Here is a 24,634-nt window from a genome sequence, read left to right on the forward strand (position 1 = left end):
ATTACCCACTATTTCAACAATTATTTTCTTCTTTTTAGGAGAATATGGATTAAATGAACCACGAAGGTACGAAGGACACGAAGGAAGAAAAGAAGAAAGAAAGACGAGAGATAATTTCTTAGATTTGGATTCTAGTTGATTTTTGATATTTTGATTTTTTGCGAGAGGATTTATGACTGCAACTGTTCAAGTTAGCCCATCTTCTGTCTTTGTTGTCAGTGGTGGTGCAAAGGGAATCACTGCTCAATGTACTATTAAATTAGCTCAACAACAAGGTTGTAAGTTTATTCTTTTAGGTCGTTCTGAAATTACCACAGAACCGGAATATGTTCGTGATTGTTTGGAAGATTCGGCTTTGAAAAAGCGCATTATGGAAAATTTGATTTCTCAAGGTGAGAAACCAACTCCCATGATGGTACAAAAGATATTTAACCAAATTAATTCTAGTCGAGAAATTAAGAAGACTTTAGCAGCTATTGAAGCCGCAGGAGGAACGGCTGAATATATCAGTGTTGATGTCACTGATACTGTAAATTTAAAAGTGAAACTTCAGGAAATTTCTGAAAAAGTTGGTCAAATTACCGGAATTATTCACGGTGCTGGTAACTTAGCCGATAAGTTAATTGAAAAAAAGACAGAAGATGATTTTGAGAAAGTTTACACAGCTAAAGTTCAGGGTTTAGAAAATTTGCTCAGTTGCGTTAATCCCCAGCAATTACAACATTTAGTATTGTTTTCTTCCGTGACTGGATTTTATGGTAATATCGGTCAAAGTGATTATGCCATAGCGAACGAAATTCTCAGTAAATCAGCCCATTTGATGAAACAATATAACCCCAATTGTCATGTAGTCGCAATTAACTGGGGTGGTTGGGATAGTGGCATGGTGACACCACAATTAAAAAAAGCATTTGCAGAAAGAGGAATTAGTATTATTCCCGTAGAAATTGGTACACAAATGTTAGTTAATGAACTACATCCAGCCTATCAAGATTATCCACAAGTTGTCATTGGTAGTCCCATGAAACTACCACCTGCTCCTTTAGGTTCAGAACTTCGCAGCTATCGCATTCGCAGACGAATGACATTAGCAGAAAACCCCTTTTTACACGATCATACAATTGCAGGTTCACCAGTATTACCAGCCACCTGTGCTAAATCATGGATGGTAAATGGCTGTGAAGAACTTTATCCAGGGTACACATATTTTAGTTGCCAAGACTTCAAAGTTTTAAAAGGCATAACCTTTAATTCTACCTTAGCTGAAGAACATATTCTAGAACTAAAAGAAGTTGCCAAAGTTGATGGTGATTTTGTCGAATTTCAGACCAAAATATTGAGCAAAACCCCCGAAGGTAGAACTCATTATCACTTTAGTTCTTTGATAAAACTGGTAAAAAATATGCCAGCAGCACCCATTTATGAAGCAATGGATCTCAGAGAAGATAATATCGTCACTGATACAGCCAAAGACTTCTATCAAAATGGTGACTTATCCCTCTTTCATGGTCCTGCATTCCAAAAAATTACCAAAATCTTAAATATTAGTCCAGAAAAACTCACAGCCGAATGTTGTTGGCAAGAAATCACAGCCAAAGAACAAGGACAATTTCCTGTTAAATGGCATAACCCTTATATCATTGACTTGAGTACCCAAACATTATGGTTGTGGTTAAATTACATCCATAAAGAAGTTTGTTTACCAGGACAATTAACATACTGTGAACAGTATCTAGCAGTACCATTTAACGTCCCCTTTTATGTTTCCTGTGAAATCATAGCCAAAACCGACACAGGTGCAACAGTCAACTTCATTATTCACAATCGTGAAGGAAAAATCTACTCCAAAATCTTAGGAGCAAAAGCCGTAATTTGGCCAATGAAAATGTTAAATAAAAAGTAAAAATCTAAATTCCAAAACCTTGTTTGGTTTCCTTCTGTCAACCCAACCTACAATTTCCTATCTTCCTTCTTCTTCTTTTCTTCCTTCGTGTCCTTCGTCCCTTCGTGGTTCATTTCATCTTAATTATCCTCCTGCGTCCATAAATCCGTAAACATTGGGGAATCGCGTAAATCCTAAATAACATAGGGAAAAGAGTAAATAATATCTCCTTCCCTCATCCCCCAATGAGGATTTCAAAAGTGGAAAAAATAGCAATCATCGGGTTATCTTGCCTATTTCCCGATGCTAATAATCCTGAAGAATTTTGGCAGAATCTCACCGCAGAAAAAGATTCCACATCATCCATAACCGTAGCGGATTTGGGAATAGATCCCGCTATATTCTACAATCCAAATAAAGGTAAACCGGAAAAATTCTACTTTCAAAAAGGTGGATTTATCCGCGACTTCAAATTTGATGCCAACGAGTATAACTTACCTGCGGCATTTCTTGAAAGCTTAGATAATACCTTTAAATGGTCATTGTACGCTGCCAAACAAGCCATCATTCAAAGTGGCTATTGGGGAAATCAAACTGCACTTGCCAAATGTGGCGTAATTTTAGGAGCTTTAGGATTACCAACCAAAGCTTCTAATCAATTATTTGCTCCTATTTATCAGCAAAATATTCAACCTGCAATTGGTGAACTATTACAGGAAAAAGACTTTCATTTAGGAGGTTTATCAACCTCTACAAAAGTCTCTCCATACAATGCTATGGTTTCCGGTTTACCCGCTGCCATAGTTTCCAAAGCATTTTCTCTATCTGCTACCAATTTCTGTATAGATGCTGCTTGTTCCTCATCATTTTATGCCATTAAATTAGCATCTCATTATCTACAATCTGGCAAAGCTGATTTAATGTTAGCTGGTGCTATTAGTTGTTCAGATCCGTTGTTTGTCAGAATGTTATTTTCTGGTATTCAAGGATATCCAGATAATGGCATTAGTCGTCCTCTTGATAAATCATCACGCGGGTTAATTACCTCCGAAGGCATAGGAATGGTAATGCTCAAAAGATACAGTGATGCTGTTAGAGACGGAGACAAAATACTGGCAACAATTTGTGGTAATGGACTATCTAATGATGGTAAAGGAAAACATCTTCTTAGTCCTAATCCTCAAGGGCAAACTTTGGCATATCAAAGAGCTTATTCTGAAGCTAAACTTAACCCCCAAACTATTGATTATTTAGAGTGTCATGCAACCGGCACTCTATTGGGAGATACCACAGAATGCAACTCAATTGAAGAATTTTTTAGTCCATATCAAGCAGCACCATTAGTAGGTTCAACAAAAACAAATGTTGGTCATTTACTTGTAGCTGCTGGCATGGTAGGCATAACCAAGACAATTTTAAGTATGTCTCATGGCGTTATTCCTCCAACTATTAATGTGACTCAACCTATAGGTTCAGAAAACAATGTTATCTCTCCACAAAACATTGTCAAAACGCCTACAAAATGGCCGAGTCAAGGAACTAAAAGAGTAGCTTTAAGTGCGTTTGGTTTTGGTGGAACAAACTCTCATATCATTCTAGAACAGGGGAAGTAAGCAAATGAATATTCAGCAAAACAAGACCGCAAAAATGGCAATTGTAGGAATGGATGCCTTTTTTGGTGAATGTCAAGAATTAGATGCCTTCGAGAGCAGTATTTACGATGGAAAACAGCATTTTATCCCTCTACCAGAACAAAGATGGCATGGTATTAATGAGCAAGAAACTTTACTTCGAGAGTATGGTTTAGAAGCGGGAAAAGTCCCCCAAGGAGCGTACATTGATAACTTTGAAGTTGATACTTTAGCTTACAAAATTCCTCCTAATGAAGTTGAGAAAATCAACTCTCAACAACTTTTATTATTAAGGGTTGCTGACCACGCCCTCAAAGATGCGGGAATTTCACCTAATAGTAACGTAGCGGTAATCATTGCCGCAGATACAGAATTATCTGTACACAAACTCCAGCAAAGATGGAATTCATCTTGGCAAATAAAAGATGGTTTGAATGGGGCAGAAATTGCTTTATCACCGGAAAAAATTAATCAATTAGAAGGCATTGTTCAAGATAGTATTCACAATCAAGTTGAACTTAGTGAATATCTCAGTCACGTTACCAACATTATGGCCAGTCGAATTTCTTCTTTATGGAATTTATCTGGTCCATCTTTTACAATTAGTGCCGTCGAAACAGCCGCTTTCAAAGCCTTAGAATTAGCACAAATGTTGCTAGATACTCATGAAGTAGATGCTGTCGTTGTCGGTGCTGTTGACTTAGCAGGAGGTGTAGAAAATGTCTTATTACGAAGTCAATTTGGTAAAATTAATACAGGAGTCAATACTTTAAGTTTTGACGAAAAAGCCAATGGTTGGAATGTGGGAGAAGGTGCAGGTGCAGTAGTTCTTAAACGTCATGATACGGCGTTAGCAAACAATGAACGTATCTATGCAGTAATTAATGGTATTAGCATTGGTCAATCTCCCTCAATGGCTGTAGATAGCCATACCATTACCCAAGTTTGTCAACAAGCTTTTCAACAAGCTGGTATTGAACCCACAAAAGTCAATTATTTGGAAGTCTGCGCTAGTGGTATTCCCACAGAAGACGAAGCTGAAATTAACGGTATCCTCCAAGCTTATCCTGCCGTTGGAGATGGTTTACACTGCGCTATAGGTAGCGTTAAATCCAATATTGGTCATACCTTCGTTGCGTCTGGAATTGCCAGTTTAATTAAAACTGCACTGAGTATTTATCACAGATATATTCCTGGAACACCCAATTGGTCTGGTGTGAAAACACCGCAAGTATGGGAAGGTAGTCCTTTCTATGTTGCTACTGAGTCTAGACCTTGGTTTTTGCAAAAAGAAGTCAAATCTCGAATTTCTGCAATTAATAGTATTGGTTGTGACGGTTCTTTTGCTCATGTTATTTTATCAGAAGAAACCCAACAACCAGAACGCACCAGTAAATATTTAGAATCCAGACCTTTGCATTTATTACCCATTGCCGCAGATGATCAATCTAGCTTATTAGCAGCATTGGATCATTTGGAAGCAACAATTGAAAATGCTGATTCTCTCAAAAATATTGCGAGTCAAACCTTTGTTAAATTTCAACAAAACTCTGACAGCAAATATACACTTTCCCTAACGGGACGCAACCAAAAAGAATTAATTAAAGAAATTAATTCTGCTAAAAAAGGTGTAACTAATGCCTTTGCAAATGGCAAAGATTGGCAAACTCCCATAGGTAGTTACTTCACACCTAAACCACTAGGTAAAGATGGAGAAATTGCCTTTATTTATCCCGCTGCTGTTAATACTTATTTGGGTATTGGTAGAAGTCTTTTCCGTCTATTTCCTAAAGTCTTTGATGATGTGATTATCAAAAGCCTTTACGAACGAGCCGCAGATGTGGAAAAACTGGTATTTCCGAGAAGTTTGAGTAAATTATCAACTCGACAATTAGAAACATTAGAAAAGAAATTGTTGGATGATTCCTGGGCAATGTTTGAAGCAGAAGTGCTTTTTACTAGATTAATCTCCACAATTATCACCGAAGATTTTAACATTAAACCTAAATATATTTTCGGATATAGTTTAGGTGAAACTAGCATGATGGTTGCTCAAGGAGTATGGAGCAATTTTTATGAAGTCAGTCACACCTTTAACTCATCAGCATTATTTGGAGATAGATTATCAGGTCAAAAAAATGCTGTCCGTGAATATTGGGGACTACCAAAAACTGACACAATTCCAGAGAATAAGTTATGGGCTAACTACGTTCTTATGGCTACTCCAGCCCAAGTTAGAGAATGTTTAAAAAATGAAACTCGCGTTTACTTGACACAAATTAATACATCAGAAGAAGTATTAATTGCCGGAGAACCAGCAGCTTGTGAACGAGTAATTAAAACCCTGGGTTGTAATTCTTTTCCTGCTCCTTTTGATCATGTGATTCATTGTCAAGCAATGCAATCAGAATCTCAAGAACTAGAAAAATTATACACCATACCAGCGCAAAAAATACCCGGAATTAAGTTTTACTCCTCCGCTGAATATCAATCAATTGAACTTGAAAGTAAACAAATTGCTCACAATATTGCCACAGGATTATGTCAACAACTCGACTTTCCCCGCTTAGTTAATCGCGTCTATAGTGACGGTGCAAAAATCTTTATTGAAGCCGGTGCTGGTGGTATTTGTTCACGTTGGATAGATAAAAATCTAGCTAATCAAGAACATCTTACCGTATCCCTAAACCGACGGGGTACAGATGATCATACCTCCCTAATTAAAGCATTAGCAAAACTATTGAGTCATCAAGTAAACTTGAATCTCGCTCCTTTGTATAACTTATCCTCAGAAAATACCCAACAAAAAAAAGCTGCACTGAGAAAAGTTACATTAGGTGGTAAATCCATGATTTCTGCAATTTTAAATGCAGAAAATCGCCAAATTTTTGCTAATAGCCAAAAGCAAACATTTTTTACTCATCAAGAGTATAAAATCACCAATTCCCTACAGACATCGGAGAAAATAGCACCTACAGAAATTTATCCCAAACCCCAACCCAAGATACAGAAAAATACCATGAAAACGATCATGGAGAACGGTTTGGAATTGTCAAAGAAACTAAAATTCTTTGAGTCAACAAAAATCATTAAGCAAAACATAAATCAAGAATCTAGTGGAAAAATTAGCATGAATGATTTAAAAATTGCTCAGTATCAAAACCTGAGTAACAACACTGCCAAATTAACTAAAACACACACAAGTTTCTTAGCAGCTAGACAAGATTTTAGTCAACAAATGAGCGAAATCATTCAATTGCAACTAGCTTGCGCTCAAAACCTACTCAACGAAGAAAAATAACCATTTAAGAAGTCATTCAAACCGGATTAAAACAGAAGGAAGAATCTTGGATTTCCATTACTCCCTTCCTAGAGTAATATTAAATATCTTCTTCTCTTCCTTCTTCTATTCTTCCTTCGTGTACTTCGTTCCTTCGTGGTTCATTACCTATCTTCCTTCCTGTAAACTCCTTAATTCTTACTTCCATTTCAAATCTCTTGCTTATAAACTGAGGAATAATTACCGTGACAACAATCGAGACGGTACTAAATAAACATGATAATGGACTAGGTTTTTTCACCTGCAATCATCATCAAAACCAAATTTGGAAAGGTTTATTAGATTGTGTGAGCTTTGAAAAAAGTGCCATCAAAGATAAACTTTTAACATCAGATAAACCTTGTTATATTATTAAAATAGCAGGAAGAATTGGTGCTACTAACGATGGTTATTTAGCACCTGCTGATAATGGTTCATCTGGACAAGCAGAACTTTTAATCTCACTTCCACCCCTACGATTACAACAACTTGGCGACCCTAGTTTTCTCGCTGCTTATGGTGTAAAATATGCCTATATGACAGGAGCAATGGCTGGAGGTATTGCTTCCGAAGAAATGGTAATTGCACTCGGAAAAGAGAAAATTTTAAGTTCCTTTGGTGCAGGTGGTTTACTTCCAGAACGGTTAGAAACTGCGATTAACACTATTCAAGAAGCGTTACCTAATGGACCTTATGCTTTTAATTTAATTCACAGTCCTAACGAACCAGCAATTGAACGCCGCGCTGTAGATTTATATCTGAAATATGGTGTCAGAACGGTAGAAGCATCAGCATTTTTAGACTTAACTGCTAACATCGTTTATTATCGAGTTGCTGGGTTAAGATTAAATGCCGCTAATCAAATTGATATCAGAAATAAGGTAATAGCTAAAGTTTCTCGTCGGGAAGTTGCCACTAAATTTTTACAACCCGCACCAGAACGAATCCTCAAAGAATTACTTGAGCAAGGACTAATTACTGAATTGCAAGCTAATTTGGCTAGACAAGTGCCAATGGCTGATGATATTACCGTTGAAGCTGATTCTGGTGGTCATACAGATAATCGTCCTTTAGTATGTTTATTACCTTCAATTGTTGCCCTCCGAGATGAAATTCAAAGGCAATATAATTACTCAGTTCCGATTAGAGTTGGTGTGGCTGGAGGTATTGGTACACCAGAAGCAGCATTAGCCGGTTTTATGATGGGTGCTGCCTATATAATGACTGGTTCAATTAATCAATCTTGTGTGGAATCTGGTGCTTGTGAACATACTAAAAAGTTATTAGCACAAGCAGAAATGGCAGATATGACAATGGCTCCCGCAGCCGATATGTTTGAAATGGGAGTCAAATTACAAGTTCTCAAACGGGGGACAATGTTCCCCATGCGAGCGCAAAAACTGTATGAATTGTATCGCACTTACGACTCTATTGAACAGATTCCCGCAGCAGAAAAAGATAAGTTAGAAAAACAGATTTTCCGTAAAAGTATTGCGGAAGTTTGGGAAGGTGCAGCGGCTTATTTATCCCAAAAGAATCCTGAAAAATTGGGTAAAGCTGTTAATAATCCTAAATTAAAAATGGCGGTAATCTTTCGCTGGTATTTAGGATTATCTTCTCGCTGGTCTAGCTCTGGTGAAAAAGGTCGGGAAGTTGATTATCAAATATGGTGCGGACCAGCTATGGGTGGTTTCAATGACTGGGTGCGTGGTTCATATTTGTCAGAATATGATCAGCGTCATGTTGTTGATGTTGCTGACCAAATTATGAAGGGGACAGCATTTTTATATCGTAGTCACAGTTTAAAAATGCAGGGTTTACAAATGCCTGCTTATTACAGTCAATATCAACCAATTCCTTCTACATTGGAGAAGTAAAAATGAATTTAAAACAGTCTCATAGTGCTGAAAGTATTCAAGCATTTCTAGTTTCTCATCTTGCGGAAGTTGTGGGAGTTGAAACATCAGAAATTGATGTTAATGAAAACTTAGAAAATTATGGTTTGGATTCTGCTCAAGCCATGATGATTATTAGTAAATTAGAAGAATTGCTAGGTTTTAAACCTTCTCCTATTTTACTTTGGCATTATCCCAATATTGCGGCTCTTTCTGGGCGTTTAGCAGACGAATCAGGTGATGATTCTCAAGTGAAAGATGCAGGCTCAGGCACAAATTCTCCGGTTAGTTTTGCTCCTCCTCTGTTAGATTTAGCTGCGGAAGCTGTTCTAGACCCCACTATTCAACCCATAGGTACTGCTGTTTCTGTTACTAATCCTAAAAACATCTTTTTAACCGGGGGAACAGGTTATTTAGGGGCTTTTATTATCAAGGAATTACTAGAAGTATCGGACGCAAATCTTTATTGTTTAGTCCGTGCGGATAATGTAGAAGCAGGGAAAAGCAAATTAGAAAATAATTTGCAACAATATGGAATTTGGCAAGATCATTATAGTAGCCGAATTATCCCCATTATTGGTGACTTAGCACAGCCACATTTAGGAATTAATGCAGAACAATTTCAAAATCTAGCTGCTAATATTGATACCATTTATCATAGTGCAGCTTTGCTGAATTATGTTTATCCTTACTCAGCATTAAAAACAGCGAATGTTTTAGGAACACAGGAAGTTTTGCGTTTAGCTTGTCAAACTAAAGTTAAGCCATTGCATTATGTTTCTAGTGTGGCTGTTTTTGAATCCAGTGCTTATGCTGGTAAGCTAGTTAAAGAAGATGATGATTTCCATGATTGGGAAGGTATTTTCCTCGGTTATTCCCAAACTAAATGGGTGGCAGAAAAATTAGTGAAAATTGCTGGTAGTCGAGGATTACCTATTACTATTCACAGACCTCCTTTAATTTCTGGAGATAGCCAAACTGGAATTTGTAATACCCATGATTTCATTAATTTGATGATTAAAGGTTGTCTACAAATGGGTTCTTTCCCTGATGTAGATTATATGTTAGATATGTCTCCGGTTGATTATGTGAGCAAATCTGTTGTTTATCTGTCTCGACAAGAAACATCAGTAGGTAAGGCTTTCCATTTACAACATCCCCAACCTGCTTCCTTAAAATCTTTAGTTGATTGGGTGCGTTCTTTTGGATTTTCACTGAAGATGATTCCCTACGAAGAGTGGCAAGCAGAGTTAATTAATAATGTCACATCTCAAGACAATCCTTTATATACTTTGCGTCCATTTTTACTAGAACGTTGGTCTGATGAACAAATCACCATTCCTGATTTGTATTTACAGGCCAGAAGACCAATTATCAGTTGTGAAGCAACTCTAGCAGCACTCAAAGGCAGTTCTATTGTTTGTCCTCCAATTGATTCTCAATTGTTGATGACTTACACATCTTACTTAGTACAAACTGGTTTCTTAAGTCTTGCTTAATATCAAGTTTAGGTGAAGCTGCACATAATTATGAAATCCAGATTTTATCCGTATTTATCCGCGTTCATCTGCGTTTATCTGCGGTCAATTATTCTGGAAATCTTATTATATGCAGCTTAATTTTTATTTGTTATAATGTAAGGGCGTTGGCACAATTTATCAGTGCCAATTCCAGCTAACTCACTTTTCTTAAAATGAACACAAAATGTCAGGGAACAGTTTTGATCACGGGTGCAGCTAATGGTATTGGTTATCAATTAGCTCGTATTTTTGCTCATAATAATTATAATCTAGTGTTGGTAGATAGACTAGCAGAAAAAATCACCAAAATAGCTATTGATTTTGCAGAAGAGTTTAGAATTTCTGTTAAACCTATTATTAAAGATTTATCTATATCTACATCTCCTGAAGAAATTTTCACGGAGTTACAACAAACTGGTATTAAAGTTGATATTTTAGTAAATAATGCTGGGTTTGGTACGTATGGTTTATTTAATGAAACTAATCTCAAGACTGAACTGGAAATGTTGCAGGTAAATTTAGTTTGTCTTACCCATTTAACTAAGTTGTTTCTCAAAGAAATGGTTAAACAAGGTTATGGAAAGATATTAAATGTTTCTTCTGCGGCTGCATTTCAACCAGGTCCGTTAATGGCGGTGTATTTTGCCACTAAAGCTTATATTTTATCATTTTCCGAAGCGATCGCTAATGAATTAGAAGGTACAGGTGTCACCGTCACAGTTCTTTGTCCAGGTTCAACAGCATCTGCTTTTCATGAAAGAACCGGCATGGCAGATTCTAAGATGCTGAAGGGGAAAAATATGATGGATGCGGAAACTGTCGCTCAGATGGGATATGATGGGTTAATGCGAGGAAAAACAATTGTTATTCCTGGTTTTATGAATAAAATGATGTCAAAATGTGTACGGTTTATTCCTAGAAAACTTGTCACAAAAATAGTCAGAAGTATGCAAGAAGAGAAGTAGGGGTAAAGCATGAGCTAAACCCTTACACATTTAGGTTTTTCGTAATCTTGTGAAAGTTAAAATCTCAGCCGCATTCACAAAACCAATCTAAAATTAGACCATGATAGAATATTACTAATATCACAATCATTAACTCTCTGTTGATATTATGCAAACACAAACACGATATTACACCCCAGAAGAATACTTAGAACTCGAAGAACAAGCAGAGTATAAAAGCGAATATCGAGATGGAGAAATTATAGCTATGACTGGAGGAACAACAAATCATAATAAAATAGCTCTTAATTTCGCAGCTTCCTTAAAATACGGATTAAGAAAGAAAAACTATGACGTTTATATTGGTGATGTGCGCTTGTGGATACCGCGTTATCGTCAACATACATACCCTGATGTGATGATAATTCAAGGAGAACCTATTTATTCTACTGAAAATACTACCACTGTGATGAATCCTTTATTAATTGCTGAAGTTTCATCTAAATCAACTAGTAATTATGACCAAAGTGATAAATTTATGTATTATCGTTCTATACCTGAATTTAAAGAATACATTTTAATCAATCAATATCAATATCATGTTATGCAATATGTGAAAACAAATGATGGTAAATGGATATTCACAGAATTGGAATTGGAATCAGATGTTTTAACATTACAAACTATAGATTTTCAGATTGCTTTAAATGAAATATATGAACAGGTAAATTTTACCCAAAGCAATGAAAATCAAGAATAATCATTATGTATTTCCTGGCGGTATGAATAAAATTCTGTCAAAGTGTGTGAGGTTTATTCCAAGAAAAATTGTCATAAAAATTGTGAGAAGTATGCAGGAAGATAAGTAAGTAGAACTTACCAACTACATCCTCCACAATCTAAAGCACTGCAATCTAAAGCACTACAATCCAACGAATTACAATGAGCAATACTGCTACAATCAGGAGCTATATTGGTCAATTCAACACAATTACAACTCAAATCCGCACAATCAAGACAGTTAGTGCCATCATTATTAAGAAATGAGGAATTTCGAGGAGTTTTTATGGTTGCTGTTTTAGTATTTGGTGTCGCTGCTTCTTCATTTTCTTCTGGTAATTCGGGGTTGTCAATTTGCGATCGCAAAATCCGATTAGCCTCTGTACAAGCTTGAAATCTTTTCTTAGACTTGACAAAAGCGTCTGTTAACCCATATTCAGCAATTTGTCGTTTTACATACCCAGAACAAGATTCTCCACCATGTAAGACGCGATGAGCGCATCTAAACCCTTTATAGGGAGAAATATATCTTTGATAGCCTGTAATAGCTGTTACACCTATGCGGCGGGAAAAACTATCAAATAGAGAAATTTGCATATTTAATGATTAGTAATTCTTTTAGTTACCATTGATTAATACTTACTCATAAGATATAAAAGACACGGTTTTCATGTCGAAATATTAAGGAATATTGCATTTCTGTCAAAACTTGAACCTTAATCGAAAATTCAGCCAAAAGTCCGTGATAGGATACTTTGGGAAAATATTTATAATTGGGAGAAAACCTTTGACACTACGGGTTGCTGTTGTGGGTTCGGGACCTGCGGGTTCATGCGCTGCCGAAACCCTAGCTAAAGCTGGGATTGAAACCTATTTGTTTGAGCGCAAGTTAGATTACGCCAAGCCTTGTGGGGGTGCTATTCCCCTCTGTATGGTGAGTGAGTTTGACTTACCACCAGCAATTATTGACCGTCGGGTACGGAAGATGAAAATGATTTCTCCTTCCAATCGTGAAGTTGATATCAATCTGATAAATGAAGAAGAATATATAGGAATGTGCCGCCGCGAAGTGCTGGATGGTTTCTTGCGAGACCGGGCGGCAAAATTAGGGGCAAATTTAATTAACGCCACTGTTCATAAAGTTGATATCCCTGCCGGCAATTCTGAACCCTATACAATCCACTACGTTGACCACACAGGAGAAGGGGCGCAGGGCGTTACTAAAACCCTGAAGGTGGATTTAATCGTTGGTGCAGATGGGGCAAACTCCCGTATTGCTAAGGATATGGGGGCTGGTGATTACAATTATGCGATCGCCTTCCAAGAACGCATTCGTCTTCCCCAGGACAAAATGGACTATTACAACGACCTCGCCGAAATGTACGTTGGCGATGATGTTTCCACCGACTTCTACGCTTGGGTATTCCCCAAACACGATCACGTAGCCGTCGGTACTGGCACAATGCACATCAACAAAGCCAGAATTAAACAATTCCAAACTGGTATTCGCGCCCGTGCTGCGGAAAAACTCGCTGGTGGTGAAATCATCAAAATCGAGGCACACCCCATTCCCGAACATCCCCGCCCCCGTCGCGTTGTCGGTCGCATCGCCTTGGTAGGAGATGCTGCTGGTTATGTTACCAAGTCTTCCGGGGAAGGTATCTACTTCGCGGCTAAATCCGGTAGAATGTGCGCTGAAGCCATTGTGGAAGCAGCTAACGGTGGGGCGCGGATTCCCACCGAAGCCGACCTCAAGGTATACCTCAAACGTTGGGATAAGAAATACGGACTCACCTACAAAGTATTAGACATTCTTCAAAACGTCTTCTACCGTTCCGATGCTACCCGCGAAGCATTTGTAGAAATGTGTGATGACATGGACGTACAAAAGCTAACTTTTGACAGTTATCTCTATAAAACTGTAGTTCCCGCTAACCCCTTCACCCAGTTAAAAATTACTGCCAAAACCCTTGGTAGTTTAATTCGTGGTAACGCCCTTGCACCCTAAATATAGGAAATCAGAAGCCAGAAATTCGTTTCTAGGCTTCTTTTTTTTTGGGTCGGTTTCTATATCGGCAGACGGGAAAAGTTTTGTTGGAAAATTAGTTATAATTTTCCTGTCAATTAGTACATTTTTGGGACGATATAGATATAGCATTGAGGTAGTTGGCAGCCGAGCTTTATTCCTCTGATTGAGTAGTGTGATCGCAACTGCTTGGGAGGGTAAGATTGTTTAGTGCTGCTTGAGTATTTTGGCTTATAGTGAGGTTGGGTTATCTAATGCTCAGTAAAAATGTGGAGGTTCGAGACTTTTCAATGGTGTTGGTGGCAGAAAACGCTAACCCATCTATTTTAAATCCTGACTTTTTGAAGTACAACCATATTGTACCTGATGACTGGGAGTTAGCAATGCCGCCAATCTGTACTCCTCCTGTGTCTCAAGTGGTTTATAAAAATGGAGTTAATATTGTAGCTCAACCAGATAAAATTTCATTTGGGGAGTTTATTGATACTGAAAAAATTTATAAAATACCAGAAATTAGTAGTAAATTTGTGGATGTAGTTCCTAATCTTAATTATCAAGCAATAGGAATTAATGTTAATGCTCATATTTTGGTTGAACAAAAAGATAAAGAGCAAGATATTGTTTTAACTAAATTGATAGCTGCTGGTAAATGGAAAAATTTTCTAGGAAAATCTCCTCATACAGTTGTTCAGTTTGTTTATCAATTTGAAGACAGTAATCTCACTATTGCTATTCAGGAAGCTTTGATGCAAAATCTACCTAATAATGAGCAAACACCAATTATGACTTTTGCGGCTAATTTCCACCGACAATTAATAGGTATTAATCTTCAAGAAAAAACCACTCATCTCAAAAAAGTTATACAATCATATCAGTCTGATTTAAATAATTTTATTTCTTTCATTGAAGAAGATTTCTTAGTTGACTTCGAGGAAAAATCATGAACACAAGCACTTGGGACAACACCTACAATAAAAATACACAGCAATATAATACTGCTTCCATCCCCAGCATTGGCAGACAAATTATCTATTTTGATACATTTAAGAATTATGCCATTCCTCGAATTTTACCTGTGCCTGTGGCAAAAGCTGCTTTAAATTTATCATCTTTTAGTGCTATTGGTTTAACTGGTGTTATTGCTATTGATTTAACTCGTGTTATTGGTTCAACTGTATCTTTTAGTGGTGTTTATACAATAAATAATGAAGCATCATTTATTGATTTACGTAAACAAGAAGAATTTGATTGGCGAAAAAACAGAAATGCCTATCAGAGAATTATTCATTTGTCAGATTTAGAGGATAAATGGGATGGTTATAATGCCCCTAAATTTTCTAAACAACAGGTTGATTTAGCCATAACTCTGTACTCCCACCTTCACAGTTATTGTATTGATAGAGGGATTAATTTTAGCAAGATTGAGCCATTTGTCGCTCCTTGCTCTGATGGTATGATTTTATTTGAGTGGTCAGGTAAACGCTTCCCCAATAAACAACTAGAAATTTATGTTTCCAAATCAAACCAGTCTGCTTTTGAGTTTTTGAAGACTGAAGGTGATTCAGAAGTTGAAGGAGAGTTCAATTTAGATGAGTTGTATCCTATACTAGATTGGCTATTTAATTTTGATTACTGATAAATGGCTAAACCTCATCAAGTTAACTCTTCTGACAAGCTGTTGAGATGGCTTCATCCTGGTCAATTTGATTGGGATGAAAAAAGACCAACTTCAGCAGCTTTTAAAGATGATGAAATGTCTGTTGATATATTGTGTTTAACAACGATAGAAGAAAGTTATGATAGAGCCAAGAAAATAGGTAAAAATGCTGTTGTTTCTATACCTGCGGAATTAGTTATAGAAAAAGGTCTAGAGGTAAAACATGATCCTGTTGATGGTAATGATGCTCATGCTGTAATTTTAGGAAAGAAAACTAAATCAATTGCTAAATTTTTAGCTACTAACTGTGAGGTAGAAATTTATCCGTCTGAAGATGAGCCTAGTTAATTGCTACTCTCATATTTGAAGTTAACCTATAAAGACTTTATATTGAATTGTTGTTTGCCAAATTAAATGACAACTTGAAAAATTAATGTCAAAGGGTTTTTACGTTCTTATATTTTTACTAATCTACCTATAGGAATATATTGAAAATCGTCGAGTTTTGACCTACTAGCTTTCGATTAAATTTAATTCGGTTTACCGCTATGCCGTTCATAGGTTTGTATTGTTGTTTATTAATTGGAATATAATACCCTGATACTTCATCCCACTTTAAAAGTGTAAGTATCACTCGATCACAAAAATGGTGAAGTCTTAAATAATTTTCTCTTTTTTTATCAAGATTATTACCAATTACTTCTCCTTGATGTACTATTGTATTACGTATATCTATAAAATATTCAAACTGCAAATTATTTGTCTTACAAAAATCCTTTAGAATTTTATTAAAAGAAACCTCATTAGGATTTCTGCCATCTGCCCAGTAAAAACAATCTTCTTGTTTTTTAATAAACTTATTAGGACAAGAAATAGCATGATTGTATCGTAAAATTTCAAGGAAATTACACATTAATATTGTTTTATTTTCTAAATAGGGTGTATTTTTAGCTAAAATACCCAATGTAATTAGTTTTTTCAATTTATAAATATTAACATTTGATATATAATCAGTATAAGTAGATTCAATAAATTGAATCACATCTTCTTCACGATAAATTACTTTATTACCTTCTTTTAATTTTGTATTCTCAGGTGAGATATATTCTAAATGGACTAAGTAGGTAAACCGAAAAATTTAAAGGTATGTGACGAAATGTAAATTCAATGAATGCCTTACAAATAGGTTGTTTTACGGGTTTCACAAAACTAAACATATATTGGTTTTATTATGTTTACCTACTTATTTTTGTATCATGTAAAACTTGGATTCTCGCAATTGAACACATACGCCCAGAGGCAAAAGAAATCAGAAAACAAATAGAATCAATTACCTCAATAACATTTTCTAAGTCAGCATAAGTAACTTCATCTACTTCTAGTAGATGACTTATAGCTCCTTCCGAATGAGGTTTTATAACAATTTTAGGTTGCCCTGTAATCTTAATTGCTGTAAAGTCTGTTTGATAAATTTCTGGTTCTTTTCCCTCTTCTTCACGAGTAAGAATCAAAGGTTTAAAAGGATATGGAATATTAGTTAAATAAACTTGTACTAAAACTGTATCTTGAGGTTTAGGAGGATTTTTTGATACTAATTTAGCAGAGGGTAACTTCACTTTGTATTCTTGAGTATTTCCTTTGATGCAGTGTTTAGTTCTCTCTTCAGAAATTATGCCTGATGTCTTATCTAACAATAAATCTGAAGAGTCTATCATACTTTCTAGGGAACAATCTGAAGTGAAATCAGAGATAATTTCACAAGGAAATACAGTCGCTACAATAGAGCAATCATCTGGTTTTTGCTCAAGATAAGTTTCTGAACGAATTATATTGTTGTTAATTTCAAAGTTGCAGTCAAGTTTCATCTGTTTTCTCCTTAACAATTAAAAGACCGATGGTTAATTAGTTCACCGATTGTTTTTCTAGCTTAACCACCAAATCTTGATAAATAACATCTAACCATACAGGAATTACAGGTTTACCTTCATCCAGAGATGCGACTCCAGGAATCGCTTCACGTCAATGAGGACAAAATAAATGGATAATGATTCGTTATTCCCTCAGTGCAGCATAGTCTATAACCAGCAGCTATGCCCACTTTTTGAATTTCTCAAATGGTGCAAAATGCGGCAATGTGGTTTGATTGTTTGTTCTACAGATATTTTTGATATTCTGAAATTTAAAAATATTTATTGAATGATATGGGTACTGAATAAAAGTCAATACTAAAAATAGTAATTTACTTGCTTGCATCTTGAATTAATTCTGTGATTTTTTCAATAATATTTTGAGCTATTTTCAACGAAAATTTCACCTCTTTCTCTAAAGTATATATAGTGTCATCATAATCTGCTTTATTTCTAGATTGCCTAAGCCGACCTAAATCATTTCCTATTTCTATCATTTTTTTATTTTTTGATTTATTACATCTAAATTCATCTGCCACAAATTGGTGTTCATTGATATCACCAGTTCTGGCTTTTGACAATCTTGGCTCATGTAAAACATCTCGTAAATAATTTCTAGCTATACAAAAGGCAGCATAATAGGCTCTACTTATAGATGAACGTAGTTTTGCTTCAGATATTGTGGATTTAGAATCTGTTTCTGAATCACTAGAAATGGTAGAATTTATATCAGCTAGTTCTTTGGCTAGTTCAAGATATTCAGCCCAATTAAATTTCATCAAAACTAATATTAATTTCTAAATCATTACCGAATTTAAAAGAGACATCTAACCACCAAATGTTATCCAGCATCTTTAATTTATCAAATGCTTCATCTACATCAAGGTTGGTGTGAATATCAATAATTAATTTTTGCCAACCAATAATTTCTGGATCATAGGCAAACCTCAGCACATTTTTTTCATTATTAAAAATATTTTTGATTTGTTCATGAGCTTCTATTAATAAATGAATTAAATTTGTTTTTTCATGCAAATACTTGAATATTTCTCCTGGATGAATCAAAGTGTATAGATTTTTAATTTCACTGAAAAAATTATTTAATAAAGCAACAGAACTATTATTAATTACGTGATTAGATATGTCTGTTGAAAAATAAGAACCTGCTAATAAGTTAGTTTGTATGCTTTTTATGGAAGGATTTGTACGGTGTTCATTCTGATTTTTGTTTCTATATAACAAACAAGCAGCTAACTCTACTGTTTCATTTTCTATATCCCAATATATTGGATATGGATTAAGTTTTAGTTTATTGTTTGTAGATAGACCAAGTGAGAAATGGCTTTGAACATTTCTTTCTAATTCCTTTAATTTATTTCTCCTATTATCAATGTGAAAATTACCATTGTTAGTCATTATTCAAAACTCCTTAATAAATCACCATCAACTAATGTGAAAAACCAATTATGACAAACTGAGTGAGCATTTTCCAGCCATTTATCTAAGTTGGCAGGAATTTCCGGTAAATCAGGTGCAATTGATTGAATAGTAATTTCCCATATTAAAGCATCACTGGGTAAATTTGTCTGATTATCCAACTTTTGCCCTTTAACAATTCTGAAATTTACAATTCCTTTAGGATTTTCAGAGTTAAAGGCAAATTGTAAATCTAATTGTATGGGATTATTTTTTACTAATGTCTTCTCGAAAAGTAAAGGATTTAAATTTAATTCTATTTTCATTTTATTTTTTAAAAATTCATAAAATTCATTTTCTTTTAAGTTTAAATCTATAGCATCAATATATTTTAATATGAGATGACGTGGACGAAATTTATCTTTACTTGGATGCACTATATACAAATTATCTACAACTTCAATGATTCGTTTTTTGAAATCTTGCCAAATATAATTTTCTGTATCATTAACTGTTAAAACTCCATTACCTAATTGTACTAGAGGCCAACCTTTATTACTCTTGAATCTATGTTTAATAATACCTTCTGCCATTTGCTCAGGAATAGAAGCAAAGGGCAATTGTTCATATACGGGATAATTCTCATTTATTCTGTCAAATAATCTGCCAAGTATTAGTTGAGTATTAGGATCACCACCTATTAATTGTGGTTGTTCTACATACCATCTAATCTCAAATATTGCCTCGACAAGAGGTTTGTTTGTTAAGTTTTCTCGTATCATTTTTAAACTATGATTTCTTACACTCTTTTATCTTAACTCACAAGGCTAATTATCTTGCATATTTTATTAACCATATATTGTAAGTACAGTAGGCGATCGCATCCTGATAGTTGTAACAGTTTCAAGTAAAGTGTATCTGCTTTATATATAAGAGTCTTAGTTTTTTCCTAGTTCCAGAGATAAATGTTGATAAATAACATCTAGTTAGACAAGAATTACAGTTTTACCTTTATCTAGGGAAGCGATCGCAAACCACACTAACAACAGAGAATGTGTATTTAATAATAAAGGCCAGCAGTTGGATTTGAACCTACGACCTTCCGATTACAAGTCGGATGCACTACCACTGTGCTATGCTGGCGGTTTGGGTAAGAAAGTTTTTAATTGCCTCACCGATTTCATATTATAGCATAGCCATATCATTTGTCTAGAGGGTAAGCAAAATATTTTTCAAGTTGCCAAGAATCGCTAAAACTAGCCGCCGTGCTGTAGATTGATGCAAAAATATTTGGTACAGTGCAATTGGAGTATTCCTGGTGACACGGCTATACCAAAGCGCAGGAACATTTGTTCTTTAGAGATAATCAAGCATGGCAGCATTGATAGGCAGAGATTTATTAAGTCTAGCGGATCTGAGTTCTGAGGAACTGCAAGAACTTCTGGAATTGGCTACTCAACTCAAGTCAGAAAAACTGAAGTTGCATTGTAACAAGGTTCTAGGTTTGTTATTTTCCAAAGCTTCAACACGCACTAGAGTCAGTTTTACAGTCGCAATGTACCAACTGGGGGGACAGGTAATTGATCTTCATCCTAATGTCACTCAAGTGAGTCGAGGAGAACCTATCCAGGATACTGCTAGGGTGTTAGATCGTTATTTGGATGTTTTAGCAATTCGCACCTTTGCTCAACAGGAGTTGGAAACTTTTGCCAAATATGCGAAAATTCCTGTAATTAATGCCCTCACGGATTTAGAACACCCCTGTCAGATATTGGCAGATTTACTCACCATTCAAGAGAAATTTGGCAGTTTGGCGGGTTTAACATTAACCTATGTCGGTGATGGAAATAATGTCGCTAATTCCCTGATGTTGGGTTGTGCTTTGGTGGGAATGAATGTCAGAATCGCTTTTCCTTCAGGATATGCTCCCGATGCAGAAATTGTGGAAAAAACTAGGGAAATAGCTAATAAAAAAACTGAAGTTATCTTAACTCACGATCCTGAAGCAGCAGCAAAAGGTGCATCCGTACTTTACACTGATGTTTGGGCAAGCATGGGGCAAGAAACACAAGCCAATAACCGCTTCCCTGTTTTTCAACCTTATCAAATTTCTGAACAATTATTAAGTCTTGCAGATCCAGAAGCAATTGTTTTACACTGCTTACCAGCCCATCGTGGTGAAGAAATTACTGAAGAGGTAATTGAAGGTTCACAATCACGGGTTTGGGATCAGGCAGAAAATCGCCTACACGCTCAAAAAGCTTTACTTGCAAGTATTCTTGGGGCAAAATAACGGTATTGGGGACTGGGGACTGGGGACTGGGAATTGGGAATTATTCAGTTGTTATTTTTTCCCTGTCCCCTATTACCTACTAACATGAATTTTTAATAAAAGCTTGTTAAGGGAAGAATTTTGTAGTACCAATGTTCTAGGGACATTTATTATTTACTTCCCGATAAAATTATGGAACGTCTCACAGATCCTCAGAAAGAACTATATGAATGGTTGGTAGAATATATCAGGTTGAATCAACATTCTCCATCAATTCGCCAAATGATGCAAGGGATGAATTTGAAATCTCCTGCCCCCATTCAAAGTCGGTTGGAACATTTACGCAATAAGGGCTACATTGGCTGGAATGAAGGTAGAGCGAGAACTCTTCGCATACTTCATCCTGTTAAACAAGGTGTACCAATTTTAGGAACTATTGCCGCCGGTGGTTTAATAGAACCGTTCACAGATGCTGTGGAACATTTAGATTTGGCTAATTTATCATTACCTCCCCAAAGCTATGCTTTAAGAGTCGCTGGGGATAGTATGATTGAAGATTTAATTGCAGATGGTGATGTGGTATTTTTGCGCCCTGTCGCTGAACCCAATCAGTTAAAAAATGGAACTATTGTGGCTGCGAGGGTTGAAGGACATGGAACAACTTTAAAACGTTTTTACCGCGATGATGATCTTGTCACCCTTAAACCTGCAAATCGAAATTATCTCCCCATAGAAGTACCAGCAATGGAGGTAGAGGTGCAAGGTTCATTAGTTGGTATTTGGCGGAATTATAACTAAAGGATGTCAGTAGTCAGTGGCAAGTGAAAAACAGGTGACTACTGATAATTACCAATCACCAATTACCAATCACCAATTTGCAAATTTATGTACCTGACGCAAAATGCAGTACCGAAATTGCCGACTTTTAAACTCAAATTACCTTATGTGGGGGAGAAAGGGGGCAGTTATCAAATTAAGAAATCATTACCGGGATGTCCAAAAATGCCTTTGTCTCTGCAATTGCGGGGATATCAACGCCAAGCTGTGACTAGCTGGTTTGCTAATCATGGTAGGGGGACATTAAAAATGGCTACTGGTAGTGGGAAGACTATTACTGCATTAGCGATCGCTTGCGAATTGTACCAGCAAATTGGTTTACAAGTCCTGTTGGTGGTGTGTCCCTATCGTCATCTTGTTACCCAATGGGGCAGAGAATGTGAGAAATTTAACTTACAGCCGATTTTAGCATTTGATAATTTACGCAGTTGGCAAAGTCAACTTTCTACACAAATCTATAATCTGTGTTCTGGTTCTCAAGATTTCGTCACGGTAATTACCACTAACTCGACTTTAATTAGTGATGGTTTTCAAACCCAACTTAAATATTTTCCGCCAAAAACATTAATTATTGGTGATGAAGCCCATAATTTAGGCGCACCGAAGTTAGAGGAAAGTTTACCCCGAAAAGTGGGTTTACGTCTAGGTTTATCAGCCACACCAGAAAGATATTTTGATGATGATGGCACAGAATCTTTATTAGATTATTTTGGGAATATTCTTCAACCTGAATTTAGCTTACAGGATGCAATTTCCCAAGGTGCATTAGTTCATTATATCTATAATCCTGTATTAGTAGAATTAACAGAAAATGAAAGTATAGCTTATTTAAAATTAACTAAAAAAATTGGGCGTTCTCTTCTTTATCGAGATCGAGAAATGGGAGAAATAGGAGATTTTGAAGACAACGAAGATATCAAATCATTATTAATGCAAAGGGCGCGATTAATTGGCACAGCGGAAAATAAATTAATAGCTTTGCAAGAATTAATGGCAACTCGTCGAGAAACTACTCATACACTCTTTTATTGTAGTGATGGTTCACAAGAAATCGGACAACGTTATTCTCTGCGTCAACTCAAAGCCGTTTCTCAACTTTTGGGAGGAGAATTAGGTTATAAAGTTAGCACCTACACAGCAAATACTTCTTTAGAAGAAAGAGAAACTTTACGTCGTCAATTTGAAAGTGGAGAATTACAAGGTTTAGTCGCAATTCGCTGTTTAGATGAAGGTGTAGATATTCCCGCAATTCAAACCGCAGTCATTTTATCAAGTTCAGGAAATCCCCGCCAATTTATCCAACGTCGGGGACGGGTTCTACGTCCTCACCCTGGTAAGGAACGGGCAACTATTTTTGATATGATTGTTTTACCGCCAGATTTGGATAGAGAAACTATTGAAGTGGAACGGAATTTATTAAAGAAGGAATTACGACGGTTTGTGGAATTTGCTGATTTAGCTGATAATGCTGGAGAAGCGAGGATGAAATTATTGGCTTTGCAAAAACGATATGGGTTATTGGATATTTAATTGATTTTATGGACTAAAAAAAGTAAGATATAATTTAGTAAATATTGTTGAGGATAAAAGGTAATGAAAACAATAGAAACAGTTGTGAATGTTACCCCAGAACGAAAAATTCCATAATGACTACTATCAAAACTCACCTGCCATTGCTGTAGACTTGCCTAGTCTTATGGAACTAAAAAATGATTCTGTTAATAAACCAACAATTGCTATTATTGGTCAAGATCCTCTCACTCACAACCTTTGTCAAGAGGTGGAAGTTGGCACACCTTATGGGTTACATCATAAAAATTCTCGTGAAGGTGATACAAAACTTTATTTTGAGATAATTTATGATCTGCTAAAGGATTTGAATTGTCGGATCTATTTAACGGATGTTTACAAAATGTGGATTAAAAATCCTAATGATTCAAAGAGAAGATCACTACCAGAAGAAGATCAAGAAAGATTTATTCAACTGTTAAAGCGGGAATTGAATATAATTAATCCGGTTGGATTAATTATTTGGGGCAGGAAAGCTGAAAAGGCTGTCAATAAAATAAACTTGGAAATTAAACATAAATATCTTCCTCATCCATCAGATGCTAATCGTCGTGTGTTGGCAAAGATAATAGATGGTCCCGTAACTCACGAAAATAAATTAAAGTTCTATAAGGAAAGTATTAAAACAATTAAAAAAGAATGGGGAATCTAAAACTATAGAAGGATTGTGTTAGTTGATTTTTCCGCGTTGCTGATTAAGAGGATGATTTTTTCCACGCAGAGGCACTCCAGTCACAGAGAGTAAGAGTTTGAAATCATTGATTTTTCAATTTCATACCCTAATTCAGCAACGGCATAAATTCTATGAAGCTGCTTTAGAAGCAAATACCCAACTTGTTCTAGAATTAGTGAAGGAAATTCCCGAAACAGAAAGTTTTGTTATTCAATCTTTAACAAAACTTGCGAAACAGTTTAAATTTGAAAAGTTAGTTGATTTGATTGAACCTTTACTCAGCGATGATTAAAAAATATCAATTTC

The 24,634-nt window shown here is 35.8% G+C and carries 22 protein-coding genes and 1 tRNA gene; 16 read left to right on the plus strand and 7 right to left on the minus strand.

Annotated features, from left to right (window positions below; all coding sequences use genetic code 11):
• Positions 1 to 172 precede the first annotated feature (172 nt).
• The 7 genes from FJR05_RS15175 to FJR05_RS15205 all read left to right on the plus strand — a co-directional run bounded on the left by FJR05_RS15175 (position 173) and on the right by FJR05_RS15205 (position 11,951).
• Positions 173 to 1,903, plus strand: coding sequence for an SDR family NAD(P)-dependent oxidoreductase (locus FJR05_RS15175; RefSeq protein WP_168644863.1), 1,731 nt, complete (start codon positions 173 to 175; stop codon positions 1,901 to 1,903).
• A gap of 239 nt (positions 1,904 to 2,142) precedes the next feature.
• On the plus strand, positions 2,143 to 3,495 hold the full coding sequence (locus FJR05_RS15180; protein WP_168644864.1) for a polyketide synthase: 1,353 nt from the start codon (positions 2,143 to 2,145) through the stop codon (positions 3,493 to 3,495).
• A gap of 4 nt (positions 3,496 to 3,499) precedes the next feature.
• On the plus strand, positions 3,500 to 6,814 hold the full coding sequence (locus tag FJR05_RS15185; RefSeq protein ID WP_168644865.1) for a type I polyketide synthase: 3,315 nt from the start codon (positions 3,500 to 3,502) through the stop codon (positions 6,812 to 6,814).
• Positions 6,815 to 7,038: 224 nt separating this feature from the next.
• Entirely contained in the window at positions 7,039 to 8,709 is a 1,671-nt protein-coding gene (locus FJR05_RS15190) for a PfaD family polyunsaturated fatty acid/polyketide biosynthesis protein (protein WP_168644866.1), read from the plus strand.
• Positions 8,710 to 8,711: 2 nt separating this feature from the next.
• Positions 8,712 to 10,226 carry a thioester reductase domain-containing protein gene (locus FJR05_RS15195; RefSeq protein ID WP_168644867.1) on the plus strand — a complete coding sequence of 505 codons (1,515 nt, stop codon included), beginning with the start codon at positions 8,712 to 8,714 and terminating at the stop codon, positions 10,224 to 10,226.
• A gap of 194 nt (positions 10,227 to 10,420) precedes the next feature.
• Positions 10,421 to 11,212 carry an SDR family oxidoreductase gene (locus FJR05_RS15200; protein ID WP_168644868.1) on the plus strand — a complete coding sequence of 264 codons (792 nt, stop codon included), beginning with the start codon at positions 10,421 to 10,423 and terminating at the stop codon, positions 11,210 to 11,212.
• A gap of 148 nt (positions 11,213 to 11,360) precedes the next feature.
• Positions 11,361 to 11,951, plus strand: a complete 591-nt coding sequence (locus FJR05_RS15205; protein WP_168644869.1) for a Uma2 family endonuclease — start codon at positions 11,361 to 11,363, stop codon at positions 11,949 to 11,951.
• A 116-nt stretch (positions 11,952 to 12,067) separates the two neighbouring features.
• Here FJR05_RS15205 and yidD read toward each other — a convergent pair whose 3' ends face one another.
• On the minus strand, positions 12,068 to 12,568 hold the full coding sequence (gene yidD / locus FJR05_RS15210) for a membrane protein insertion efficiency factor YidD (RefSeq protein WP_168644870.1): 501 nt from the start codon (positions 12,566 to 12,568) through the stop codon (positions 12,068 to 12,070).
• 190 nt (positions 12,569 to 12,758) lie between these two features.
• Here yidD and chlP point away from each other — a divergent pair, with 190 nt between their 5' ends.
• The 4 genes from chlP (at position 12,759) to FJR05_RS15230 (ending at position 16,002) form a co-directional block, all read left to right on the plus strand.
• Positions 12,759 to 13,979 (plus strand): geranylgeranyl reductase, encoded by a 1,221-nt coding sequence (gene chlP, locus FJR05_RS15215; protein ID WP_168644871.1) that lies wholly within the window; start codon positions 12,759 to 12,761, stop codon positions 13,977 to 13,979.
• Between the two features lie 272 nt (positions 13,980 to 14,251).
• Complete coding sequence (locus FJR05_RS15220; RefSeq protein ID WP_168644872.1) at positions 14,252 to 14,941, plus strand: hypothetical protein; 690 nt, start codon at positions 14,252 to 14,254, stop codon at positions 14,939 to 14,941.
• Positions 14,938 to 15,633 (plus strand): hypothetical protein, encoded by a 696-nt coding sequence (locus tag FJR05_RS15225; RefSeq protein ID WP_168644873.1) that lies wholly within the window; start codon positions 14,938 to 14,940, stop codon positions 15,631 to 15,633. The genes FJR05_RS15220 and FJR05_RS15225 overlap by 4 nt, the downstream gene beginning before the upstream one ends.
• Before the next feature lie 3 nt (positions 15,634 to 15,636).
• Positions 15,637 to 16,002, plus strand: a complete 366-nt coding sequence (locus tag FJR05_RS15230) for a hypothetical protein (RefSeq protein WP_168644874.1) — start codon at positions 15,637 to 15,639, stop codon at positions 16,000 to 16,002.
• 127 nt (positions 16,003 to 16,129) lie between these two features.
• On the opposite strand, the gene FJR05_RS15235 is transcribed toward FJR05_RS15230, so the two are convergent.
• From FJR05_RS15235 to FJR05_RS15260, 6 genes are all read right to left on the minus strand, one after another.
• Entirely contained in the window at positions 16,130 to 16,696 is a 567-nt protein-coding gene (locus tag FJR05_RS15235; protein WP_168644875.1) for a hypothetical protein, read from the minus strand.
• 193 nt (positions 16,697 to 16,889) lie between these two features.
• Positions 16,890 to 17,519, minus strand: a complete 630-nt coding sequence (locus FJR05_RS15240) for a hypothetical protein (RefSeq protein ID WP_168644876.1) — start codon at positions 17,517 to 17,519, stop codon at positions 16,890 to 16,892.
• A 374-nt stretch (positions 17,520 to 17,893) separates the two neighbouring features.
• Positions 17,894 to 18,340 (minus strand): HEPN domain-containing protein, encoded by a 447-nt coding sequence (locus tag FJR05_RS15245; protein WP_168644877.1) that lies wholly within the window; start codon positions 18,338 to 18,340, stop codon positions 17,894 to 17,896.
• A complete protein-coding gene (locus tag FJR05_RS15250) occupies positions 18,330 to 18,977 on the minus strand; it encodes a hypothetical protein (protein ID WP_168644878.1) in 648 nt (215 codons plus the stop codon). The genes FJR05_RS15245 and FJR05_RS15250 overlap by 11 nt, the downstream gene beginning before the upstream one ends.
• Positions 18,977 to 19,759 (minus strand): TIGR04255 family protein, encoded by a 783-nt coding sequence (locus tag FJR05_RS15255; protein ID WP_168644879.1) that lies wholly within the window; start codon positions 19,757 to 19,759, stop codon positions 18,977 to 18,979. The genes FJR05_RS15250 and FJR05_RS15255 overlap by 1 nt, the downstream gene beginning before the upstream one ends.
• Positions 19,760 to 20,048: 289 nt before the next feature.
• Positions 20,049 to 20,120, minus strand: a tRNA-Thr gene (locus FJR05_RS15260).
• 229 nt (positions 20,121 to 20,349) lie between these two features.
• Here FJR05_RS15260 and argF point away from each other — a divergent pair.
• From argF to FJR05_RS15285, 5 genes are all read left to right on the plus strand, one after another.
• Positions 20,350 to 21,270 (plus strand): ornithine carbamoyltransferase, encoded by a 921-nt coding sequence (gene argF / locus FJR05_RS15265; RefSeq protein ID WP_168644880.1) that lies wholly within the window; start codon positions 20,350 to 20,352, stop codon positions 21,268 to 21,270.
• Between the two features lie 171 nt (positions 21,271 to 21,441).
• On the plus strand, positions 21,442 to 22,047 hold the full coding sequence (lexA, locus tag FJR05_RS15270) for a transcriptional repressor LexA (RefSeq protein ID WP_168644881.1): 606 nt from the start codon (positions 21,442 to 21,444) through the stop codon (positions 22,045 to 22,047).
• Positions 22,048 to 22,134: 87 nt separating this feature from the next.
• Positions 22,135 to 23,616, plus strand: coding sequence for a DNA phosphorothioation system restriction enzyme (locus tag FJR05_RS15275; protein ID WP_168644882.1), 1,482 nt, complete (start codon positions 22,135 to 22,137; stop codon positions 23,614 to 23,616).
• Between the two features lie 88 nt (positions 23,617 to 23,704).
• The gene (locus FJR05_RS15280; protein WP_168644883.1) at positions 23,705 to 24,307 is read left to right on the plus strand and encodes a uracil-DNA glycosylase family protein; all 603 of its coding nucleotides are present in this window, start codon (positions 23,705 to 23,707) and stop codon (positions 24,305 to 24,307) included.
• A gap of 97 nt (positions 24,308 to 24,404) precedes the next feature.
• A complete protein-coding gene (locus FJR05_RS15285) occupies positions 24,405 to 24,620 on the plus strand; it encodes a hypothetical protein (RefSeq protein WP_168644884.1) in 216 nt (71 codons plus the stop codon).
• The last annotated feature ends 14 nt before the right edge of the window (positions 24,621 to 24,634 follow it).

The sequence above is a fragment of the Dolichospermum sp. UHCC 0259 genome, assembly GCF_009711935.1.
Classification (GTDB): Bacteria; Cyanobacteriota; Cyanobacteriia; order Cyanobacteriales; family Nostocaceae; genus Dolichospermum.